The sequence below is a fragment of the Streptomyces sp. PA03-1a genome (assembly GCF_033792805.1).
Classification (GTDB): domain Bacteria; phylum Actinomycetota; class Actinomycetes; order Streptomycetales; family Streptomycetaceae; genus Actinacidiphila.
Map to the genome: position 1 here is coordinate 20541 of NZ_JARAVO010000039.1, position 19002 is coordinate 39542.

At 73.3% G+C, this 19002-nt stretch carries 21 protein-coding genes; 9 read left to right on the plus strand and 12 right to left on the minus strand.

Going from position 1 to position 19002, the window contains the following annotated elements; genetic code table 11:
• Positions 1 to 230 precede the first annotated feature (230 nt).
• Positions 231 to 1763 (plus strand): S8 family peptidase, encoded by a 1533-nt coding sequence (locus tag PV341_RS11480; protein ID WP_500357587.1) that lies wholly within the window; start codon positions 231 to 233, stop codon positions 1761 to 1763.
• 84 nt (positions 1764 to 1847) lie between these two features.
• On the opposite strand, the gene PV341_RS11485 is transcribed toward PV341_RS11480, so the two are convergent.
• From PV341_RS11485 to PV341_RS11495, 3 genes are read right to left on the minus strand one after another with little or no spacing between them, the layout of a single operon-like run.
• A complete protein-coding gene (locus tag PV341_RS11485) occupies positions 1848 to 2891 on the minus strand; it encodes a zinc-dependent alcohol dehydrogenase family protein (protein ID WP_500357589.1) in 1044 nt (347 codons plus the stop codon).
• Positions 2876 to 3559, minus strand: coding sequence for a lysoplasmalogenase (locus tag PV341_RS11490; protein WP_500357590.1), 684 nt, complete (start codon positions 3557 to 3559; stop codon positions 2876 to 2878). The genes PV341_RS11485 and PV341_RS11490 overlap by 16 nt, the downstream gene beginning before the upstream one ends.
• Positions 3556 to 4404: a sterol desaturase family protein gene (locus tag PV341_RS11495; RefSeq protein ID WP_500327362.1), complete on the minus strand. Its 849-nt coding sequence runs from the start codon at positions 4402 to 4404 to the stop codon at positions 3556 to 3558. The genes PV341_RS11490 and PV341_RS11495 overlap by 4 nt, the downstream gene beginning before the upstream one ends.
• 269 nt (positions 4405 to 4673) lie before the next feature.
• Between PV341_RS11495 and PV341_RS11500 the strand changes: the two genes are divergently transcribed.
• The 5 genes from PV341_RS11500 to PV341_RS11520 all read left to right on the plus strand — a co-directional run bounded on the left by PV341_RS11500 (position 4674) and on the right by PV341_RS11520 (position 9514).
• The gene (locus tag PV341_RS11500; RefSeq protein ID WP_500327360.1) at positions 4674 to 5660 is read left to right on the plus strand and encodes a DEDDh family exonuclease; all 987 of its coding nucleotides are present in this window, start codon (positions 4674 to 4676) and stop codon (positions 5658 to 5660) included.
• 80 nt (positions 5661 to 5740) lie between these two features.
• The gene (locus PV341_RS11505; protein WP_431963558.1) at positions 5741 to 5995 is read left to right on the plus strand and encodes a metallothionein; all 255 of its coding nucleotides are present in this window, start codon (positions 5741 to 5743) and stop codon (positions 5993 to 5995) included.
• Positions 5996 to 6068: 73 nt separating this feature from the next.
• Complete coding sequence (locus tag PV341_RS11510) at positions 6069 to 6896, plus strand: SURF1 family cytochrome oxidase biogenesis protein (protein WP_500357592.1); 828 nt, start codon at positions 6069 to 6071, stop codon at positions 6894 to 6896.
• A 58-nt stretch (positions 6897 to 6954) separates the two neighbouring features.
• Positions 6955 to 8748 carry a glycoside hydrolase family 15 protein gene (locus PV341_RS11515; RefSeq protein WP_500327355.1) on the plus strand — a complete coding sequence of 598 codons (1794 nt, stop codon included), beginning with the start codon at positions 6955 to 6957 and terminating at the stop codon, positions 8746 to 8748.
• Positions 8749 to 8752: 4 nt separating this feature from the next.
• Positions 8753 to 9514, plus strand: a complete 762-nt coding sequence (locus tag PV341_RS11520) for an SDR family oxidoreductase (protein ID WP_500327353.1) — start codon at positions 8753 to 8755, stop codon at positions 9512 to 9514.
• A gap of 52 nt (positions 9515 to 9566) precedes the next feature.
• On the opposite strand, the gene PV341_RS11525 is transcribed toward PV341_RS11520, so the two are convergent.
• The 5 genes from PV341_RS11525 to PV341_RS11545 are packed head-to-tail and all read right to left on the minus strand — an operon-like array spanning position 9567 to position 11845.
• The gene (locus PV341_RS11525) at positions 9567 to 10136 is read right to left on the minus strand and encodes an alkaline shock response membrane anchor protein AmaP (protein ID WP_500327351.1); all 570 of its coding nucleotides are present in this window, start codon (positions 10134 to 10136) and stop codon (positions 9567 to 9569) included.
• A gap of 6 nt (positions 10137 to 10142) precedes the next feature.
• Positions 10143 to 10739, minus strand: a complete 597-nt coding sequence (locus PV341_RS11530; RefSeq protein WP_500327349.1) for a DUF6286 domain-containing protein — start codon at positions 10737 to 10739, stop codon at positions 10143 to 10145.
• Complete coding sequence (locus PV341_RS11535; protein WP_500327348.1) at positions 10736 to 11128, minus strand: Asp23/Gls24 family envelope stress response protein; 393 nt, start codon at positions 11126 to 11128, stop codon at positions 10736 to 10738. The genes PV341_RS11530 and PV341_RS11535 overlap by 4 nt, the downstream gene beginning before the upstream one ends.
• An 8-nt stretch (positions 11129 to 11136) precedes the next feature.
• Positions 11137 to 11319 carry a hypothetical protein gene (locus PV341_RS11540; RefSeq protein ID WP_018560608.1) on the minus strand — a complete coding sequence of 61 codons (183 nt, stop codon included), beginning with the start codon at positions 11317 to 11319 and terminating at the stop codon, positions 11137 to 11139.
• A 31-nt stretch (positions 11320 to 11350) separates the two neighbouring features.
• Complete coding sequence (locus tag PV341_RS11545) at positions 11351 to 11845, minus strand: Asp23/Gls24 family envelope stress response protein (RefSeq protein ID WP_500327347.1); 495 nt, start codon at positions 11843 to 11845, stop codon at positions 11351 to 11353.
• 157 nt (positions 11846 to 12002) lie between these two features.
• Between PV341_RS11545 and PV341_RS11550 the strand changes: the two genes are divergently transcribed.
• Complete coding sequence (locus PV341_RS11550) at positions 12003 to 12716, plus strand: hypothetical protein (protein WP_500327345.1); 714 nt, start codon at positions 12003 to 12005, stop codon at positions 12714 to 12716.
• A 98-nt stretch (positions 12717 to 12814) separates the two neighbouring features.
• Here PV341_RS11550 and PV341_RS11555 read toward each other — a convergent pair whose 3' ends face one another.
• From PV341_RS11555 to PV341_RS11565, 3 genes are all read right to left on the minus strand, one after another.
• Positions 12815 to 13606: an enoyl-CoA hydratase/isomerase family protein gene (locus PV341_RS11555; RefSeq protein ID WP_500327343.1), complete on the minus strand. Its 792-nt coding sequence runs from the start codon at positions 13604 to 13606 to the stop codon at positions 12815 to 12817.
• A gap of 119 nt (positions 13607 to 13725) precedes the next feature.
• The gene (locus PV341_RS11560) at positions 13726 to 13947 is read right to left on the minus strand and encodes a helix-turn-helix domain-containing protein (RefSeq protein WP_018560612.1); all 222 of its coding nucleotides are present in this window, start codon (positions 13945 to 13947) and stop codon (positions 13726 to 13728) included.
• A 377-nt stretch (positions 13948 to 14324) separates the two neighbouring features.
• The gene (locus PV341_RS11565) at positions 14325 to 15923 is read right to left on the minus strand and encodes an ABC-F family ATP-binding cassette domain-containing protein (protein ID WP_499511146.1); all 1599 of its coding nucleotides are present in this window, start codon (positions 15921 to 15923) and stop codon (positions 14325 to 14327) included.
• Between the two features lie 242 nt (positions 15924 to 16165).
• On the opposite strand from PV341_RS11565, the gene ypfJ reads away from it, so the two are divergent.
• Together ypfJ and PV341_RS11575 are read left to right on the plus strand one after the other, a co-directional pair.
• A complete protein-coding gene (ypfJ, locus tag PV341_RS11570; protein WP_500357594.1) occupies positions 16166 to 17068 on the plus strand; it encodes a KPN_02809 family neutral zinc metallopeptidase in 903 nt (300 codons plus the stop codon).
• Between the two features lie 102 nt (positions 17069 to 17170).
• Entirely contained in the window at positions 17171 to 17584 is a 414-nt protein-coding gene (locus PV341_RS11575) for a VOC family protein (RefSeq protein WP_500357595.1), read from the plus strand.
• A 34-nt stretch (positions 17585 to 17618) separates the two neighbouring features.
• Here PV341_RS11575 and PV341_RS11580 read toward each other — a convergent pair whose 3' ends face one another.
• The gene (locus PV341_RS11580; protein WP_500327338.1) at positions 17619 to 19001 is read right to left on the minus strand and encodes a hypothetical protein; all 1383 of its coding nucleotides are present in this window, start codon (positions 18999 to 19001) and stop codon (positions 17619 to 17621) included.
• Position 19002 lies beyond the last annotated feature (1 nt).

Below are 19002 nucleotides of genomic sequence, written 5' to 3' on the forward strand. Positions count from 1 at the left end.
CGACGTGAGCTACGTCACGTAAAGATCGGACCCGCGCATGGTAGATGCGCGACCACGGCCGCCGACAGGGGGCGGTAGTTGAAAACTGGTTGTTCCTCGGCAACCGGAACTTGAGCTTTCTTTACCAATCCATTGATAGCGCGCCGACGGCGGCGATAGCTTCCAGCGTCATGTACCCGTCCAAGGGCAACACGGCCGCCAGGACGGGCGTTTGGACGATTGGAGATCCCATGGCTCCACTGCCAAGACGGCGCCGCGCCTTCGCGATACCGATCGGTGTCGCTGTGGCGAGTGCTCTCGCCTTCCTGCCGAACGCCGCCTCGGCCGCCACCGCCGGATCCGCCTCTGGCGGCGGCAGTGCCGCGTACGACGGCCCGACGCTGTCGTACGTGGTCAACACCAAGACCGACCGGGGAACCATCAAGTCCGTGGAGCGGGCCGTGTCCCGCAACGGTGGTGACGTCGTCACCACCTACGACCGGATCGGCGTGATCGTCGTCCACTCGGCGAACCCCGCGTTCGCCTCCGAGATGCGCAAGGTCCGCGGTGTGCAGACCGCCGGGGCGACCCGGACGGCCGCGCTGTCCACGGCGTCGACGACGGAGCTGGGCGCGGTGCAGGAGATCACGGCCGCCGACGCCGCCCGGGCGAAGTCCGCGGCCACCGCCGCGCAGGAGCCGATGGAGCCGGACCAGTGGGACCTGCCGGCCATCAGGGCCGACAAGGCCGCCCGGATCAACCCGGGCAGCCGCAAGGTCACCGTCGCCGTCATCGACACCGGCGTCGACGACACGCACCCGGACCTCACCGCCAACTTCTCCGCCTCGCAGTCCGCCAACTGCGTGGGCGGCAAGGCCGACACCAGCCCCGGCGCCTGGCGCCCGTACACCCCGGACGCCTACCACGGCACGCACGTCGCGGGTGAGATCGCCGCGGCGCGCAACGGGATCGGCGTGGCCGGTGTGGCCCCGGGCGTGAAGGTCGCCTCCATCAAGGTGGCCGACCCCGTCACGCAGCTGTTCTTCCCGGAGAGCGTGGTCTGCGCCTTCGTCTTCGCCGCCGACCACGGCGTCGAGATCACCAACAACAGCTACTACATCGACCCGTGGCTCTACAACTGCTTCGGCGACCCCGACCAGCGGGCCATCGTCGACGCCGTCAACCGGGCCGCGCAGTACTCCCACAAGAAGGGCGTGCTGAACGTCGCCTCCGCGGGCAACTCCAACCACGACCTCGACTCGGACGCGATCGTCGACGCGACGAGCCCCGACGACACCACCCCGGTCACCCGGACCATCGACCCGCACGTCTGCTGGGACATCCCGACCCAGCTGCCGGGCGTCGTCACCGTCTCCGCGACCGGTGTGCAGAAGCTGAAGTCGTACTACTCCAGCTACGGTCTCGGCGTCGTCGACGTCGCGGGCCCCGGCGGCGACCGCTACCAGATCCCCGCCACCCCCTCGGCCAACGGGCGGATCCTGTCCACCCTGCCCGGCAACACCTATGGCTACCTGCAGGGCACGTCGATGGCCAGCCCGCACGTGGCCGCCGTCGCCGCGCTCATCAAGAGCCGCCACCCGCACGCCTCCCCGGAGCAGCTGCAGTGGATGCTCAAGGCCCAGGCCGACGACCCGGGTTGCCCGACGGGTCTGTACGACCCGGACGGCAATGGCGTGCAGGACGCCACCTGCACCGCCGGCCGGCACGTGACCAGCTTCTACGGCCACGGCGTCGTCGACGCCCTGGACGCCGTCACGAAGTGACGCGCCCCGCGTGAGACGAGGAACGCCCGGCGGGATCCCCGCCGGGCGTTCCGCTGTCCGGGCGTTCCGCCGCCCGGGCAGCGGTCAGGCCTTGACGAGGACCTTCAGCGCGGTGCGCCCGTCCATCGCCTTGTAGCCGCCGGGGACGCCGTCCAGGCCGACGGTGAGGTCGAAGACCGGGGACGGGTCGATGGTGCCGTCGAGGACGTCCGGGAGCAGTTCGGGGATGTAGGTGCGGACCGGGGCGACGCCGCCGCGCAGGGAGACGTTGCGGTCGAACATGTCGCTCAGGTCGAGGCCGGTGCCGCTGCCGTGCGGGACGCCGACGTAGCCGACGGCGCCGCCGTCGCGGGTGATGGCGACGGCGGTGCGCATCGACTGCTCGGTGCCGACGGCCTCGATGACCGCGTGGGCGCCGTGGCCGCCGGTCAGTTCGCGGACCGCCGCGACGGCGGCCTCGCCGCGCTCGGCGACGACGTCGGTGGCGCCGAAGGTGCGGGCGATCGCGGTACGGGCCTCGTGCCGGCCGAGCGCGATGATCCGCTCCGCGCCGAGCCGCCGGGCGGCCAGCACACCGCACAGGCCGACCGCGCCGTCCCCGACGACCGCGACCGTGGCGCCGGGCCGCACACCGGCGCCGACGGCGGCGTGGTGGCCGGTGCCCAGCACGTCGGAGAGGGTGAGCAGACCGGCCAGCAGGCGGTCGTCGGAGAGCGCCTCGGCGGGCAGCCGTACGAGGGTGGCGTCCGCGAACGGCACGCGCACGGCCTCGCCCTGGCCGCCGTCGGAGCCGACCTGGCCCCAGAAGCCGCCGGCCGGGCAGGAGGTCGTCAGACCCTCCGCGCAGTAGGCGCACGTGCCGTCGGACCACACGAAGGGCGAGACGACCAGGTCGCCCGGCGTGAGCCCGGACACCTCGGAGCCGGTCTCCTCCACGACGCCGAGGAACTCGTGCCCGATGCGCTGTCCCGGCTGCCGGGCCGACTCGCCGCGGTACGCCCACAGGTCGCTGCCGCAGATGCAGGCCAGCACCACGCGCACCACCGCGTCGGTGGGCTGCCGGACCGCCGGGTCCGGCACCTCCTCCACCCGTATGTAGTGGGGGGCGTGGATCACGGTGGCGCGCATACGGTGGTCGTCCTCGCTGGTCGTACGAATGGGGTCGTACCACCGTACCGGCCGGTGGCGAGCAGGGACTGCGCCCCGAGATAGGTGAGCATGATCCAGAAGTCGGCCGCCGGGAGCTGCGCGAGGTCGGCGAGCCTGGTCGCGAGCAGGGTGTCGGAGAGCAGGAACAGCGCCCCGCCCACCGCCGTCGCCCGCGGGCCGAGCGCGGCCGCACCGGCCGCCATCGCCGTCAGCAGCAGGCTGTACGCGGCGACCGGGATCCGCAGCCCGGAGGGCAGGCCCGGCCACACCACGACGAGCGCGGCGACCCACACGACCGTGTAGCCGGCCGCCGTCGCGGCGGCGCGCCGCCGGTCGGAGAACGCTCCGCGGGCGGCGAAAAGTGTGAGGTAACAGACGTGCCCGGCCGCGAAGGCGCCCATCCCGGCGAGGAAGGACGTGTCCCCGTCGAGCTGCAGCAGCACGTCCCCGGCCCAGCCGCACAGCAGCGCGGCGACCAGCAGCCGGGGGCCGCCCCGCAGTGCCGCGCAGACCGCGAGCAGCGGCACCAGGACGGGCTTGGTGAGGTGGTCGGCCGTCACCGACCCCGCGAGCTGGGCGGCCAGGTGGACCGCGGCCACCACCGCGAAGACGGCCAGTGCCGCGCGGGCGGCGCGCTCCCGGGTCACGCCGCCGGCTCCTCGCCCCGCGGCCGCCAGCCGGGACCGCGCAGGACGTGGCCCGCTCGGTCCCGCCAGGTGCGGGCGGCGGCCACGTCCCGGGCGATCGCGGCGTACTCGTGGGTGGCCACGCGCAACGGGTTGAACGTGGTGATGTTCTTGGTGAGTCCGAAGACCGGGCGCTGCACCTCCGCCGCGAAGGAACCGAACAGCCGGTCCCAGACGATCAGGATGCCGCCGAAGTTGCGGTCCAGGTAGCCGCCCTGCGAGGCGTGGTGCACGCGGTGGTGCGAGGGCGTGTTGAGGACGAACTCCACCGGGCGGGGGAGCTTGTCGACGCGCTCGGTGTGGATCCAGAACTGGTAGACGAGGTTGAGCGAGGAGCAGAAGGCCAGTGCCGCCGGGTGCACCCCGCAGACGATCATCGGCAGGTAGAACACCCACGACGTCATGCCGGTCCAGGGCTGGCGCAGCGCGGTGGAGAGGTTGAACTTCCGGCTGGAGTGGTGCACCACGTGGGACGCCCACAGGATGCGGACCACGTGGTGGCCGCGGTGCTGCCAGTAGTAGAGGAAGTCCTGCGCGAGCAGCATCAGCGGGATCGTCCACCACACCACGGGCACCCGCAACGGGGTGAACGCGTACACAGCGGTGTAGACCGCGACGATCGGGATCTTCCAGAGGAAGTCGAAGAACAGGCTGCCGAGTCCCATCGACAGGCTCGTCGCGGTGTCCTTGGCGGCGTAGCCGGCGGCGTCCTCGTCCGGATGGATCCGGTAGCTGATCAGCTCCAGGACGGTGAGCAGCACGAACGCGGGTATGGACCACATCACGGCATCGGGCAGTTGCGGCATGCGCGCACCTTAAGGGCGTGCGGCGGCCCGGGCTAGAGGTCGTTACCGATCGGTTCTACCCGGGGGTACCCGCGGGATCACGCCGGGCCGGCCGCCTCGGAGGGGCGACGGCCCAACCGGGTCCGCGCGATTGATGGTTGACCCACGGAGGCCGCGCGCGGCGGGCCCCGCGCGCCGCCGCGGCCGACCCGTCCCCGGCGGGATCCGACGGTGCGCCAGGGACGGGTGACGGCGGGCACTGTCGGTGGCCGCCCGTATTGTGTTCCTCCATGCACGCGCCCCAGCTTCCGCACCCGTCGTGGCCAGAGGCCTACCCCGACGGATACGCCGTCGTGGACGTCGAGACCACCGGCCTCGGCCGCGACGACCGGATAGTGTCCGCGGCCGTCTACCGGCTGGACGCGCGCGGCGAGGTGGAGGACCACTGGTACACCCCCGTCAACCCGCAGCGTGACCCGGGCCCGGTGTGGATCCACGGCCTCACCTCGGCCATGCTGGCCGACGCCCCGCTCTTCGGCGAGGTCGCCGCCGAGCTCGCGGACCGGCTGTCGGGCCGGGTGTTCGTCGCCCACAACGCGGTCTTCGACTGGTCCATGCTCGCCCGGGAGTTCGCGCGGGCGGGCACCGTGGCGCCGGTGGAGCACCGGCTGTGCACCATCGTGCTCTCCAAGGCGCTGGGGCTGCCGCTGGCCAACCACAAGCTGGAGTCCCTGGCCGCGCACTTCGGCGTCGTCCAGCAGCGCGCCCACCACGCCCTGGACGACGCGCGCGTGCTGGCGGAGGTGTTCCGCCCCAGCCTGCGGCAGGCCGCGGCGGGCGGACTGCAGTTGCCGCTGCACGCCTGCCGTCCCCTGACGGAGTGGATCGACACGGCCGTCCCCCGGCAGTCGGTCTCCGCGGGCTACCGCAGCACGTACCGGCCGATGAACTGGCGGACCTCGCGGAAGCGGCCGGCCTGCCCCTATCCCAACCCGGGGCGGCTGGAGTCCGGCGGACCGCTGGTCCAGGGGATGCGGGTCGCCTTTTCGGGCGACACGGGCATCGACCGCGAACTGCTGGAGGACCGCGCCACCGAGGCGGGTCTGCACGTGTCGTCCTCCGTGAGCCGGCTGACCAGCCTCCTGGTGACCAACGACCCCGACTCGCTCACCACGAAGGCCGTACGGGCCCGGCAGCTCGGCACCCCGGTCGTCGACGAGCGCCGCTTCGCCGAGTTGCTGCGGGACGTCGCCCCCGCGCCGGACGTGCACGGCTGACGCCTCCGTTCGAGTGGTGCGCCCGCGACGCACCCGGTCACCGATTGCCGCGCCAGGGCCCGGCCCGCACCCTGGGCCTCATGGCCCGATGCGAAGTATGCGGAAACGACTACGTGATGAGCTTCGAAGTGCACGCCCAGGGGGCCGTGCACGTCTTCGACAGCTTCGAGTGCGCGATCCACCGGATGGCGCCCATCTGCGAGCACTGCCGGGTACGGATCGTCGGCCACGGGGTCGAGGTCGACGGCCACTGGTACTGCGGCGGCCACTGCTCCAAGGCGGAGGGCCGCAGCGGCATCGTCGACCGGGTCGGCTCGCTGCCCGGCGGCGGCTGATCCCGGTGGCCGCGCCCGGGCACCGTCCGACCCCTCCGGAAGGCGCCCCGCGACCGAGTTGTACGGTCATGGGGTGTACCGCTTCCTGTTGTCCCGGCAGTGGGTGATCCTCACCCTCATCGCACTGCTCCTGATGCCCGCCATGGTCGAGCTGGGCTTCTGGCAGCTGCACCGGCACGAGCGCCGGGTGGCCAGCAACCACCTGATCGCGGACAACCTCGAGGCGGAGCCCGTCCCGGTGGAGTCCCTGACCGCCCCCGGCACGGCCGTGCCGAAGCGGCAGATCTACCGCACGGTCACCGCGACCGGGCACTACGACACCGCCCACGAGGTCGTCGCCCGCCAGCGCACCGCCGCCGACGGGGACAGCATCGGCTACCACGTGATCACCCCGCTGGTCCTGGCCGACGGCCGGTCGGTGCTGGTCAACCGGGGCTGGATTCCCGCCGGCACCGACCTGACCACGTTCCCCGAGGTCCCCGCGGCACCGTCCGGCGAGATCACCGTCACCGGCCGGCTGCGCCCGGACGAGACCACCGCGGCGACCGGCATCAGGAACAAGGGCGGGCTGCCCGACCGCATGATCATGCTGATCAACAGCGGGATGGTGGCCAGGGACCTGCCCGCGGCGGAGCGGCCGGTCGGCGGCTACATCGAGCTGGTGGCGACCTCCCCCAAGCCCTCCGGGCGGCAGCCCGAGCTGATCCCGGATCCCGACCACGGCAGCATCGGCATGCACATGGGGTATGCGATCCAGTGGTGGCTGTTCACCGCCATGGTGCCGGTCGGCTGGGTCATCCTCGTCCGCCGGGAGCGGCGGGAGCGGCTCGCCGCCCGCGACGCGGCGGCGCAGGAGAGCACCACGGCCGAGCCGGCCGCCGCTGCGGTCGCGTCGCCCTAGTGCCGGGGGCACCCTCGTAGAGCGGGGACCCTCGTAGCGGGAGAGACGGAGGCCGACCGTGGCGGCACTGATCGAGGACTACGCGGTCATCGGTGACCTGCAAACCGTCGCGCTGATCTCCAGGAGCGGCTCCATCGACTGGCTGTGCCTGCCCCGCTTCGACTCCGGCGCCTGCTTCGCCGCGCTGCTGGGCGACGAGGACAACGGTACCTGGCGGATCGCCCCGGCCTCCGCCTGGGACGAGGAGCCGTGCACGCGCCGCTCGTACCGCGAGGGCACCCTGGTGCTGGAGAGCGTGTGGGAGACCCGCGACGGCACCGCCAAGGTGATCGACTTCATGCCGCAGCGCGATCGCGCACCGGACGTCATGCGCATCGTCGAGGGCGTGCGCGGACACGTCGCCATGAGCAGCGAGCTGCGGCTGCGCTTCGACTACGGGCGGGTCGTCCCCTGGATGCGCCGCACCGACGGCCACCGCGTCGCGATCGCCGGGCCGGACTCGGTGTGGCTGCGCGCCGAGCCGCAGGTGCCCATGTACGGCCGGGGCTTCGCCACCCACGCCGACTTCACCGTCGCCGAGGGCGAGCGGATCGCCTTCGTCCTGACCTGGCACCCCTCCCACGAGAGCCGGCCGCGCCTGATCGACCCCTTCCGGGCACTGGAGCAGAGTTGCGCGGACTGGGAGTCCTGGTCGGCCAAGTGCCGCTACGACGGTCCCTGGCGGGACGCGGTGCTGCGCTCGCTGATCACCCTCAAGGCGCTCACGTACGCGCCCAGCGGCGGCATCGTCGCGGCGGCGACCTCCTCGCTGCCCGAGGAGATCCGCGGGGTTCGGAACTGGGACTACCGCTTCTGCTGGCTGCGCGACGCGACGCTCACCTTGAACGTGCTGGTGGAGACCGGCTACCTCAAGGAGGCCTACCACTGGCGCGACTGGCTGCTGCGCGCCGTCGCCGGCGACCCCGCCGACCTGCAGATCATGTACGGGCTGGCCGGTGAGCGCCGGCTGCCGGAGGAGGAGCTGGACTGGCTCGCCGGGTACGAGGCGTCCCTGCCGGTGCGGACCGGGAACGCCGCCGCCAAGCAGCTCCAGCTCGACGTCTACGGCGAGGTCCTGGACTCGCTCTTCCTGGCCCGCAGCTTCGGGCTGCGCGACGAGCCCCACGCCTGGGCGGTGCAGCGCACGCTGATGGACTTCCTGGAGTCCAAGTGGCACGAACCCGACGAGGGCCTGTGGGAGGTGCGCGGCGACCGGCGGCACTTCGTGCACTCCAAGGTGATGGCCTGGGCGGCCGCCGACCGGGCGGTGCGCACCCTGGAGGGGCAGCCGCACCTTTCCGGTGACGCGGACTCCTGGCGGGCGATGCGCAGCGAGGTGCACCGGGAGGTGTGCCGCAAGGGCTTCGACCGCGAGCGCAACACCTTCACGCAGTACTACGGCTCCAAGGAACTGGACGCGGCGACCCTGCTGATCCCGCAGGTGGGCTTCCTCCCCGTCAGCGACAGCCGGGTGGTCGGCACGGTGGAGGCGGTGCGCCGCGAGCTGGACCACGGCGGCTTCGTACGCCGCTACACCCTGGAGGACAGCAGCGTGGACGGGCTGCCCGGCGGCGAAGGCGCCTTCCTGGCCTGCTCGTTCTGGCTCGCCGACGCGCTGCACCGGATCGGCCGCACCGACGAGGCGCGCGAGCTGTTCGAGCGGCTGCTGGGCCTGCGCAACGACGTCGGCCTGCTGGCGGAGGAATGGGACCCGGTCGACCGGCGCCAGCTGGGCAACTTCCCGCAGGCGTTCAGCCACATCGGCCTGGTCAACACCGCGCTCACCCTCTCCGGCCGCGATGGGGCACGATGACGCCATGGACCTCGGGCTGAAGGACAGGGTGTACGTCGTCACGGGCGGGACCCGCGGGCTGGGCTTCGCCGCCGCACGGGAACTGGTGGCGGACGGCGCGCGGGTGGTCGTCAGCGGCCGGCACGAGGAGTCGGTGGCCGCCGCCGTGGCGGCGCTCGGCGGCGCGGAGCGGGCGACCGGCGTCGTCGCGGACAACGCCGGGCCCCAGGCGCCGGAGCGGCTGGTCGCCGCCGCCCGCCGGGCGTTCGGCAGGCTCGACGGCTTCCTCATCAGCGTCGGCGGGCCGCCGGCGGGCGGCGCCGACGTCATCGGCGACGACCAGTGGCGGGACGCGTTCGAGTCCGTCTTCCTCGGTGCCGTACGGCTGTCCCGGGCGGCCGCCGACGAGCTCGGCGAGGGCGGCGTCATCGGCTTCGTGCTCTCGGGCTCGGTGCACGAGCCGATCCCCGGGCTCGTGGTCTCCAACGGCCTGCGGCCGGGCCTGGCCGGCTACGCCAAGAGCCTGGCCAACGAACTGGGACCGCGCGGCATCCGCGTGGTGGGGCTGCTGCCCGCCCGGATCGACACCGACCGCGTCCGCGAGCTCGACGCCCTCACCGGGGACGCGGACGCCGCCCGCGCCCGGCTCAGCGAGCGCATCCCGCTGCGCCGCTACGGCACCCCGCAGGAGTTCGGACGAACCGCCGCCTTCCTGCTGTCGCCCGCGGCGTCCTACCTGACGGGGGTCATGCTCCCGGTGGACGGCGGGGCGCGCGGCGGCTTCTAGCGGCGCGCCCCGCCGCCCCGTCCGTCGCGCAGTCCGTCGCGCACCGGCGCGGTCAGCTGACGCGGGCGGCCCGGTGGCTGACGGCGCGCAGGCGCGCCTCGGCGGGGAGCCGGGGGAGGCCGGCGCTGACGCGGGCGCGGTCCAGGACGGCGGAGTCGAGCCCGGCGAGGACGTCGCCGGGGACGGCATGCGGGGACAGCGCGAGCTGCAGCCGGGCGCGGGGCGCGGTGGGCGTGCCCATGAGCGCGGTGGTGGCATGGTCGACGCCGTGGAGCTGCTCGGCGTCGGCGGCGATGATCTCCTCCAGTGCGCGGCCGCGCAGCAGGGCCACACCGTCGTCGTCGGCGTCCACCGCCAGCCGGCGCAGCCTGCGGTCGCGCACCTGGGCGAGCAGCCACCACAGGGCGCCCAGCACGAGCAGCGCCAGCACGCCGATCACGACGGGCCACCACCACGAGGAGTCCTCGTAGCGGCTCCGGTCGCCCCCGCTGAGCAGCACGTCGTCCCGCCCGGTGTACGGGCGGCGCAGCAGGCCCGTCGCGGAGCACAGCACGGCGGCGCCGGCGAGCACCAGGGCCAGCCCGACGAGGGCGAGGACGACACGATTGACGGTGGCGCGCACCGCGCCTCACCCCTCTTCCATGCGGCGGACGTGCAGCGCGAGGCCCAGCGGCCGGGCCAGGCCCAGCTGTTCCATGGCGTCGGCCAGGGAGGACGCCAGATCGGCGCGGACCGCCTCCGTCTCCCGGAAGGCGATCACGGCGCGCACGGTGGCGGTGCGGCGGGTCACCGTGACGCGCGCCGAACGCACCCCGGAGACCTCCACCGCGCGGTCGCGCAGGGTGAGTTCGGCGGCGTGGCGGTCGAGTCCGGCCCGTACGGGCGCCGTTCCGGCGCGCATGGCGAGCACGTCGCGCAGCCCCGGAGTGACGGCGAGGACGAGCAGCCACAGGCCGAGCAGGACCGCCACACAGGCCCCGGCCAGGATCCACGGGTCGTCCATGGGGCGGGTGGCCAGTTCGTCCGCGAGGATCCGGCGCCAGGCCATCCCGGGCCGTCCGGCGCGCACCGCGGCGACGTCGTACAGCAGCAGCCCGGCCGCGGCGGCCAGGAGGGCGGCGGTGATCGCGGCCGGGAGGCGGCGCGGGGACCAGAAGCGCCGCGGGCGGGAGCCGTACGGCGGCCGTCCGGTCGGCGGCAGGGGTGCCGGGCCGAGGTCGCTCACCGGACCCTCGCCTCCTCCACGATGTGGCTGGCCCGTGAGTGCAGCCGCTCGACCTCCACGGTCACCCCGAAGACCACGACGCCGGTCAACTCCTCGACCCGGACCGCGACATGACGGCGCACCGCGCGGCACACCGCGGCGATGTCCACCGGGTAGCCGAGTTCGACGGAGAGCCGTACGTACACCTGCTCGCGGTGGACGGAGACGCCGGCCTGGGGGCGCGCCCCGCGCGGCACGTACTCCCTGCCGGGGGCGTCGGCCAGCGCCTCGCGGGCCGCCTGGGAGGCGATCTTCGCCAGCACGCGGTCGGCGAGGCGGAGCGAACCGCGCTCGCCGGGGACGAGGGGCGGCGGAACGGAGGACGCCGGCGTCGGCACCGCGGTCGTCATCCGGGGGCTCACCGCCTCCGGTCACGGCTGCGGAAGAACTCCCCTGGTTCCAGGTCGCCGTCGAGGAACCGGCCGACGACGAACCCGACGGCGCCGAGCGCCGCCACGAGCAGGAAGGCCGCGAACCCACCGAAGTACCCGGCGAATCCGAGCGCCATCCCGACGATCAAGCCGAGCACGGCCATGCTCATCGTCCGCTCCCTGTTTCCCGCCCGGGGCCCGTCACTGGACCCGCTGCTCCTGGTCGTCGTCGTCCGTGTCCTCGGGCAGCTTGACGTCGCCCACCGCGATGTTGACCTCGATGACCTCGAGGCCGGTCATCCGCTCAACGGCCGCGATGACGTTCTCGCGCACCCCGTGCGCGACCGCCACGATCGAGACCCCGTAGTCCACGACGACGTCGAGGTCGAGGGCGGCCTGCACCTCGCCCACCTCGGCCCGGACGCCCCGGGTCACGGACTTGCCGCCGGGCACCCGGTCGCGGACCGCACCGAAACCGCGGGAGACCCCGGAACCGAGGGCGTGCACGCCCTCCACGTCACGCGCCGCAAGCCCGGCGATCTTCTCGACCACGCCGTCCGCGATGGTGGTCCGCCCGCGCGTCGCGGGATCGCCCAGGGGCGCCCGCCGCTGCCCTGACGTGGCGTTGCCGGCCGGGCTGGTCCCCTTCTCCAGGGTCCGGCCCCGCCCCTCCGGCTGCTGCGCGGTGTCGGTCATCGCACCTCTTCCCTTCGGGATTCCGATGGCGGGAGCGGTACGGGCTGCTCCGTGCACCACACTATGTGGGCATGCCCCGTCGCGCCGTGAGGATGCAGCGATCAGGGCCAGGATGGCGGTCCGCGCGGACGCGCGCGGTGGAGGGAGGCGACGGCCGATGACCGCGGACCGGCTGGCTCGTGCGGTACGCCGGCAGCTCGGGCACGGCCGGGTGCTCCCCCTCGGCGGGCCCGGGGACACGGTGTGGGTCACCGAGCGGGCGGCGGCCGGGGTGCTGCGCGCGGCCGCCGACGCGGTGCCCGGGATCCGCCTGGGCACCCTGCGCATCGGCACGGCGGACGGACCTGACGGACGGGACGCACCCGACGGACCACAGGACGGGGAGCCCGGAAACGCGACAACGGTGCTGCCGGAGTCGGCGCCGTCCGGGGCGCTGCCGAGGCGGCCGCTGCGGGTGGAGGCCGGCTTCGAGGCCACCCCGGAGCTTCCGCTGCCCGAGTCGGCCGGACGGCTGCGCGACGCGCTGTGGGAGGCGGCGACCGAGGGCGTCGGTCTGGAGCCGGAGGCGGTCGACCTGACCGTCACCGGACTGCTGGAGGAGGGCGGACCGTCGGCGGCGCACCCCGCGGACGCCGACGACCCGCCGGAGGGCGGGCGAACCGCCACCACCGCGGGCCGCGTCGCGGCGGCGGTGCCCGGGGTGGCCGGGCTGACCTCGCGACTGGGCGGCAGGCGGCATCCGTCACAGGTGCAGATCGCGGTGGACGCGGGTCACCGTGCCCTGGACGTCGGGCGGGCGGTGGCCACGGCGGTGACGGCCGTGACGCAGGAGATCACGACCGTCGTGGTCACCGACATCGCCGAGCGCTGAGCCACCGGGACCCGGCCCGCGACACCGCGGCCGCGGAGCGGCGCGCGGACGCCGTCGGCGCCGGGCGCCCGGTCCGGTGCGCGCGCCCGGTCGGGGCGTTACTCCCCCACGCCCGCCAGGTCCCGCAGCCGGCGGCCCTGCGCGGCGCGTTCGGCCACCCGCTGCGCGTCGTACGAACGGCCGGCGGCCTCGCGGAGCAGGGCCTTGGTCTCGATCACCGCGTCGCGTGGCGCGGCCAGCAGGGCGCCCACCAGGTCCTTGACCGTGGCGTCCAGTTCCGCGGCCGGGACGGCGACGTTGGCCAGGCCGCTGGCACAGGCCTCCTCGGCGCCGACGAAGCGGCCCGTGGCGCAGATCTCCAGCGCCCGGGCGTAGCCGACCAGTTCGGTCAGCGGCTTGGTGCCGGCGAGGTCGGGGACCAGGCCCAGGCTGGTCTCGCGCATGGCGAACTGCACGTCGTCGGCGACGACGCGCAGGTCGCAGGCGAGGGCCAACTGGAAACCCGCTCCGATGGCGTGCCCCTGCACGGCGGCGACGGTGACGACGTCGTTCCGCCGCCACCAGGTGAACGCCGCCTGGTACTCGGCGATCGTGGCGTCGAGTTCGCCCTCGGGAGCCCGTGCGAGGTCGATGAACGACGGCTCGCCGTCGAACCCTTCAGGCGTGAAGGCCTGACGGTCCAGCCCGGCGGAGAAGGACACGCCCTCCGCGCGGAGCACGACGACCCGTACGCCGCCCGGGAGCAGACGACCGGCCTCGACCAGCGCCCGCCACATGGCGGGCGACTGGGCGTTGCGCTTGGCCGCGTTGCACAGCGTGACGGTGGCGACGGAATCCTCCGTCACGAGTCGTACGCCGTCACGTTCCAGCAACACAATGGGGTCGGACATCGGGCACCTCCTGGCGATCCGCAGTCTGGATTACCGAAGAGTAACCACCCGGTCGGCCGTTTCCGCGACCGGGTGGTGCTGCCACGACTCCGAGCCGCCGCACGGGGCGCCCGGCTGTGTCAGGCCGTGGAAACCTTCTTGCCCCGTGTCGCCCCGCCGCGACCGCGCAGGGTCACGCCGGACTCACTGAGCATCCGGTGGACGAAGCCGTACGAGCGGCCGGTCTCCTCGGCCAGCGCCCGGATGCTTGCTCCACCGTCGTACTTCTTCTTGAGGTCTGCCGCGAGCTTCTCGCGCGCGGCGCCGGTCACCCGGCTGCCCTTCTTCAGAGTCTCGGCCACCCGTGCCTCCTCTAGGGAAGTGCGCTCTGTGACTCTCATGATCACCCCTAGGAGACTTCCTGGCCACCCATTCGGCAAGGTCCGTGCGACAACATTTGGCGCGCCGTTGACGCGGACACCCGGCGCCGGGCAAGTGGAATCCGGCATTCCGCCGGGCCGTCCCGGACTCCCTCCGGAGCGCGGCGGAGAAAAGGCAGGTCACCCGGGCCGGTAAGGAGTTTCCCCATGTGACGCGGCTGATCCATTCCTACGTCCGGTATTTCGCACGTTCCCGCGCCGGTGTACGAGCCGGTCTCACACAGATGAAGGATCACCCGTCGGCCGAATGATCCAGTGGAGTGATCCACACGGATGATCGGCAGCGGGCACCGGAAGGATCAGGCGAGCGTGACGAGGTCGGCGTAGTCCTGGCCCCACAGGTCCTCGACGCCGTCGGGCAGGAGGATGATCCGCTCCGGCTGCAGCGCCTCCACCGCGCCCTCGTCGTGGGTGACGAGGACGACCGCGCCCGTGAAGGTGCGCAGCGCGCCGAGGATCTCCTCGCGGCTGGCCGGGTCGAGGTTGTTGGTGGGCTCGTCGAGCAGCAGCACGTTGGCGCTGGAGACGACGAGGGTGGCGAGCGCCAGCCGGGTCTTCTCGCCGCCGGACAGCACGCCGGCGGGCTTGTCGACGTCGTCGCCGGAGAAGAGGAACGAGCCGAGGATCTTGCGGACGGCGACCAGGTCCATGTCGGGCGCCGACGAGCGCATGTTCTCCAGCACGGTCCGGTCGGGGTCGAGGGTCTCGTGCTCCTGGGCGTAGTAGCCGAGCTTGAGGCCGTGCCCGGGCACGACCTCCCCGGTGTCGGGCTGCTCGACGCCCGCCAGCAGCCGCAGCAGCGTCGTCTTACCGGCGCCGTTGAGGCCCAGGATGACGACCCGGGAGCCCTTGTCGATGGCCAGGTCGACGTCGGTGAAGATCTCCAGCGAGCCGTACGACTTGGACAGGCCCTCGGCGGTCAGGGGCGTCTTGCCGCACGGCGCGGGGTCGGGGAAGCGCAGCTTGGCGACCTTGTCGGACTGCCGCACCGCCTCCAGCCCCGACAGCAGCTTGTCGGCGCGGCGGGCCATGTTCTGGGCGGCGACGGTCTTGGTGGCCTTGGCGCGCATCTTGTCGGCCTGGGCGTTGAGGGTCGCGGCCTTCTTCTCGGCGTTGGCGCGCTCGCGCTTGCGGCGCTTCTCATCGGCCTCGCGCTGGGTCAGGTACTGCTTCCAGCCCATGTTGTAGACGTCGATCTGGGAGCGGTTGGCGTCCAGATAGAACACCTTGTTGACGACCGTCTCGACCAGGTTGATGTCGTGGGAGATGACGATGAACCCACCGCGGTAGGTCTTGAGGAAGTCCCGCAGCCAGACGATCGAGTCGGCGTCGAGGTGGTTGGTCGGCTCGTCGAGCAGCAGGGTGTCGGCGTCCGAGAAGAGGATGCGGGCCAGCTCCACGCGGCGGCGCTGACCACCGGAGAGCGTGTGCAGCGGCTGGGCGAGGACCCGGTCGGGCAGGCCCAGGGCGGCGGCGATGGTGGCGGCCTCGGCCTCGGCGGCGTAGCCGCCCTTGGTGAGGAACTCGGTCTCCAGGCGCGCGTACTTCTTCATCGCGTTGTCGCGGGTGGCGCCCTTGCCGTTGGCCATCCGGTCCTCGTTCTCGCGCATCTTGCGCAGGACGGTGTCCAGGCCGCGGGCGGACAGGATGCGGTCGCGGGCCAGGACGTCGAGGTCGCCGGTACGCGGATCCTGGGGCAGATAACCGACCTCACCGGAACGCGTCACGGTGCCGCCGGCGGGCAGGCCCTCGCCCGCGAGCACCTTGGTGAGGGTGGTCTTGCCGGCGCCGTTGCGGCCGACCAGGCCGACGCGGTCGCCGCGGGCGATGCGGAAGGAGGCGGACTCGATGAGGACGCGGGCTCCGGCGCGCAGCTCGATGCCGGTGGCAGTAATCACGGGAAGAAGCTCCAGAACGTGGCGGACGGCAGTCGGACGATGTGGTCGCGGTGGGTCGCGGTCGGACGCCGTCTAATGCGTGAGGATCACTGCCATGTCTCCAGTCTACCGGGGGCGGCACGGGTCCCCGGCAAACGGTTTTCGGCCGGGGCCCCGGGGCGGGCCCGGCCGGGGACCGTTCAGGGGGCCGTGACGGGGGCCGTGACGGGCCGGGAGGGACAAAGCGGCAGATAATCGTAGGTATGCAGTTCGACGACGACGCATCGCTCGACACGTCCCAGGTGGAGGACCGGCGAAGCGGCGGACGGTTCGGCGGCAGGCCGCGGGGCAAGATGGTGGGCGGCGGTCTCGCCGGGCTGATCGTTCTGGTGATCGGGCTGATCTTCGGCATCAGTCCCGACCAGCTGGGGCTCTCCTCCGATCCGCCGGGCCAGGCCCCGGGCACCACCTCGGGCTCGGACCTCGCCGCCGGCTGCCGCACCGGCGCGGACGCCAACGCCCACCAGGAGTGCCGCATGGTCGGGGTGATCAACAACGTGCAGGCGTACTGGGCGTCGGAGTTCCGCAAGCGCGGCATGACCTACGAACCCGCGCCGACCGTCTTCTTCGACCAGCCCATCCGCACCGGGTGCGGGGTCGCGGACCCCGCGTCGGGCCCGTTCTACTGCCCCGTGGACCGCAAGGTCTACCTGGACCTGGACTTCTTCTCGACCCTGAGCAGCCGTTTCGGCGCGCAGGGCGGCCCGTTCGCCGAGAGCTACGTCGTCGCCCACGAGTACGGGCACCACGTGCAGGACCTGGTGGGGACGCTGGGCAAGGCGCAGGACCGGCTCACCGGTCCCAGCAGCAACTCGGTGCGCGTGGAGCTGCAGGCCGACTGCTACGCGGGGGTGTGGGCGCACAACGCCACGCGGACCCCGGACGAGGACACGGGCAGGCCGATGATCAGCGCTCTCGACGAGGAGGACATCCGGCGGGGGCTGGACGCCGCCGCGGCGGTAGGCGACGACGCGATCCAGTCCCGGGTCCAGGGCCGGGTGACCCCGGAATCCTGGACGCACGGCTCGTCCGCGCAGCGGCAGCAGTGGTTCACCACCGGACTGGACACCGGCGACCCCGGCGACTGCGACACCTTCCAGCGCTGACCGGCCGGAATGTCCGTGTGCGGGGCCATTGTCGGACCCCCCTGCCAGACTGGGATCCACGTCACACAGGACGTCAGGTCCCGGAAGGGGAGGGTGATCTTCATGGCCGGCAGGGGAACCGCGCCCACCGTCTACCCGACGCTGCACTACAAGGACGCGAAGGCCGCCATCGCCTTCCTCAAGCAGGCCTTCGGCTTCACCGAGGTCGCGGTGCACCAGGGCGAGGACGGCGTCGTGGAGCACGCGGAACTCGCCTACGGCAACGGCGTGGTGATGCTCGGCGACGAGCGTTCGGGGAAGGCTTTCAGCCGGATCGCCGCGGACCTGGGCGCCGTGTCGGTGTACGTGGTCGTGGAGGACACCGACGCCCACCACGAGCGCGCCGTCACGGCCGGGGCCGAGGTCGTGCTGCCGCTCACCGACCAGGACTACGGGTCGCGGGACTACACGGCCCGCGACCCCGAGGGCAACCTCTGGTCCTTCGGCACCTACGTGCCGCGGATACCGGACGAGTAGGCCTCGCCTCCGCGGGTCCGTCGCGGCCCTGTCGTCACTCTCCCCCGGTGTGCACCTGGAAGGCGGCCCGGCGGATCATCTTGGACAGGGCCGGGTCGGGGTGGGCGGCGGCGAGGGCGACCAGCACCTGGACGGTGCGGGGGTGGCCCGCGTGGCGCAGCTCCTCCAGCAGGCGGCTGACCGAGCCCTGGACGGCCGTCTCCAGATGGCTCACCAGCAGGTGGCTCTCGCCGTGGTCGGCGACGGCCGCGGCGGTGTCCACCCACAGCCAGGTGGACTCCTCGCGGGTGAGCAGCGCGGCGACGTCCTCCGGGTCCCCGCCCTCGTGCTCGGCGAGCCACAGCAGCGCGTAGGGCCGCAGGCCGGCTTCGTCCACCACGACGCGCACGGCCGGCTCCGCCGGGCCGCCGACGACGCGCAGCGCCTCGAAGGCCAGGGCGCGCAGCAGGGCGTCGTCGCCGCGTGCCACGTCCAGCAACTCGCCCACCGCCTGGGCCACCGGGCGGGCCGCCAGCCAGGCCTTGTACTCGTCGCGGGCGGCACCGGGCGGCATCCCGATGCAGGCCTTGAGCATCTCCTCGGCGGAGTGCTCGAAGTGCCCGGCGGGGCCCTGCGCGGCCACGCAGATCTGCTCCAGCTTCACCCACACCGCCCAGCTGCCGAGCGCGGTGACGGTGACCTCGCCGGGGCGGGCGGGGTCGCGGGGCCTGAGCGCGCCGACCCGGGCGAGCGCGTCCAGCGTCCAGTCCAGCAGCGCGGGCAGTTCGTCGCGGGCGGCACCGGCCGGGGGCTCGTGGCGCTCCGCGCGTAGCTCGGCCACACGCTGCCGCAACAGGTCCAGCAGTACGGCCACGGCGACCGGACCGGAGGAGAGGTGGAGCAGGGAGAGCAGTTGCGGTGCGGCCTCGACGACCTCGGCGACGAGCGAGGGGTCGGCGTCGGCGCACTCCGGCTCGAGCGCCGCTGGGTGCGCGAGCGACCACGCGTCGAAGAGCGCGACCCAGCCACGCAGCACGGCGGTGTCGTCGCGGTCCCAGGCGCGCAGTCGCCAGCCGGGCCGGGCGGCCCCCCCTTTGTGCAGCTCGATCAGGCCGGTCAGCCGCGCCCGGTCCCAGGCGGTGCGCACCTGCCGCTCCGTCAGGCCCAGAGCGGCGGCCGCCCGCAGCACGTCGGGGTCCCGTAGTATCCCGGCGGTCCCGGGGGCGGCGGCGCCGGTCTCCGCGTCGGCCCAGCGGGCCAGCCGTACGGCGTCCGCGAGTTCGGTGCGCGCCCTGCGGGCGAGCTCGGGCAGCGCCGGGATTCCCTCCGGAGGCCGCGGCGGACGGCTTCGCCGCACTGTGGCGGCACGGCGCGCGGTGGCGAGTGGCCTGCGCGGGACAAGACGCAGCGGAGTGTCTCGCGGGATACGGGACGTCACG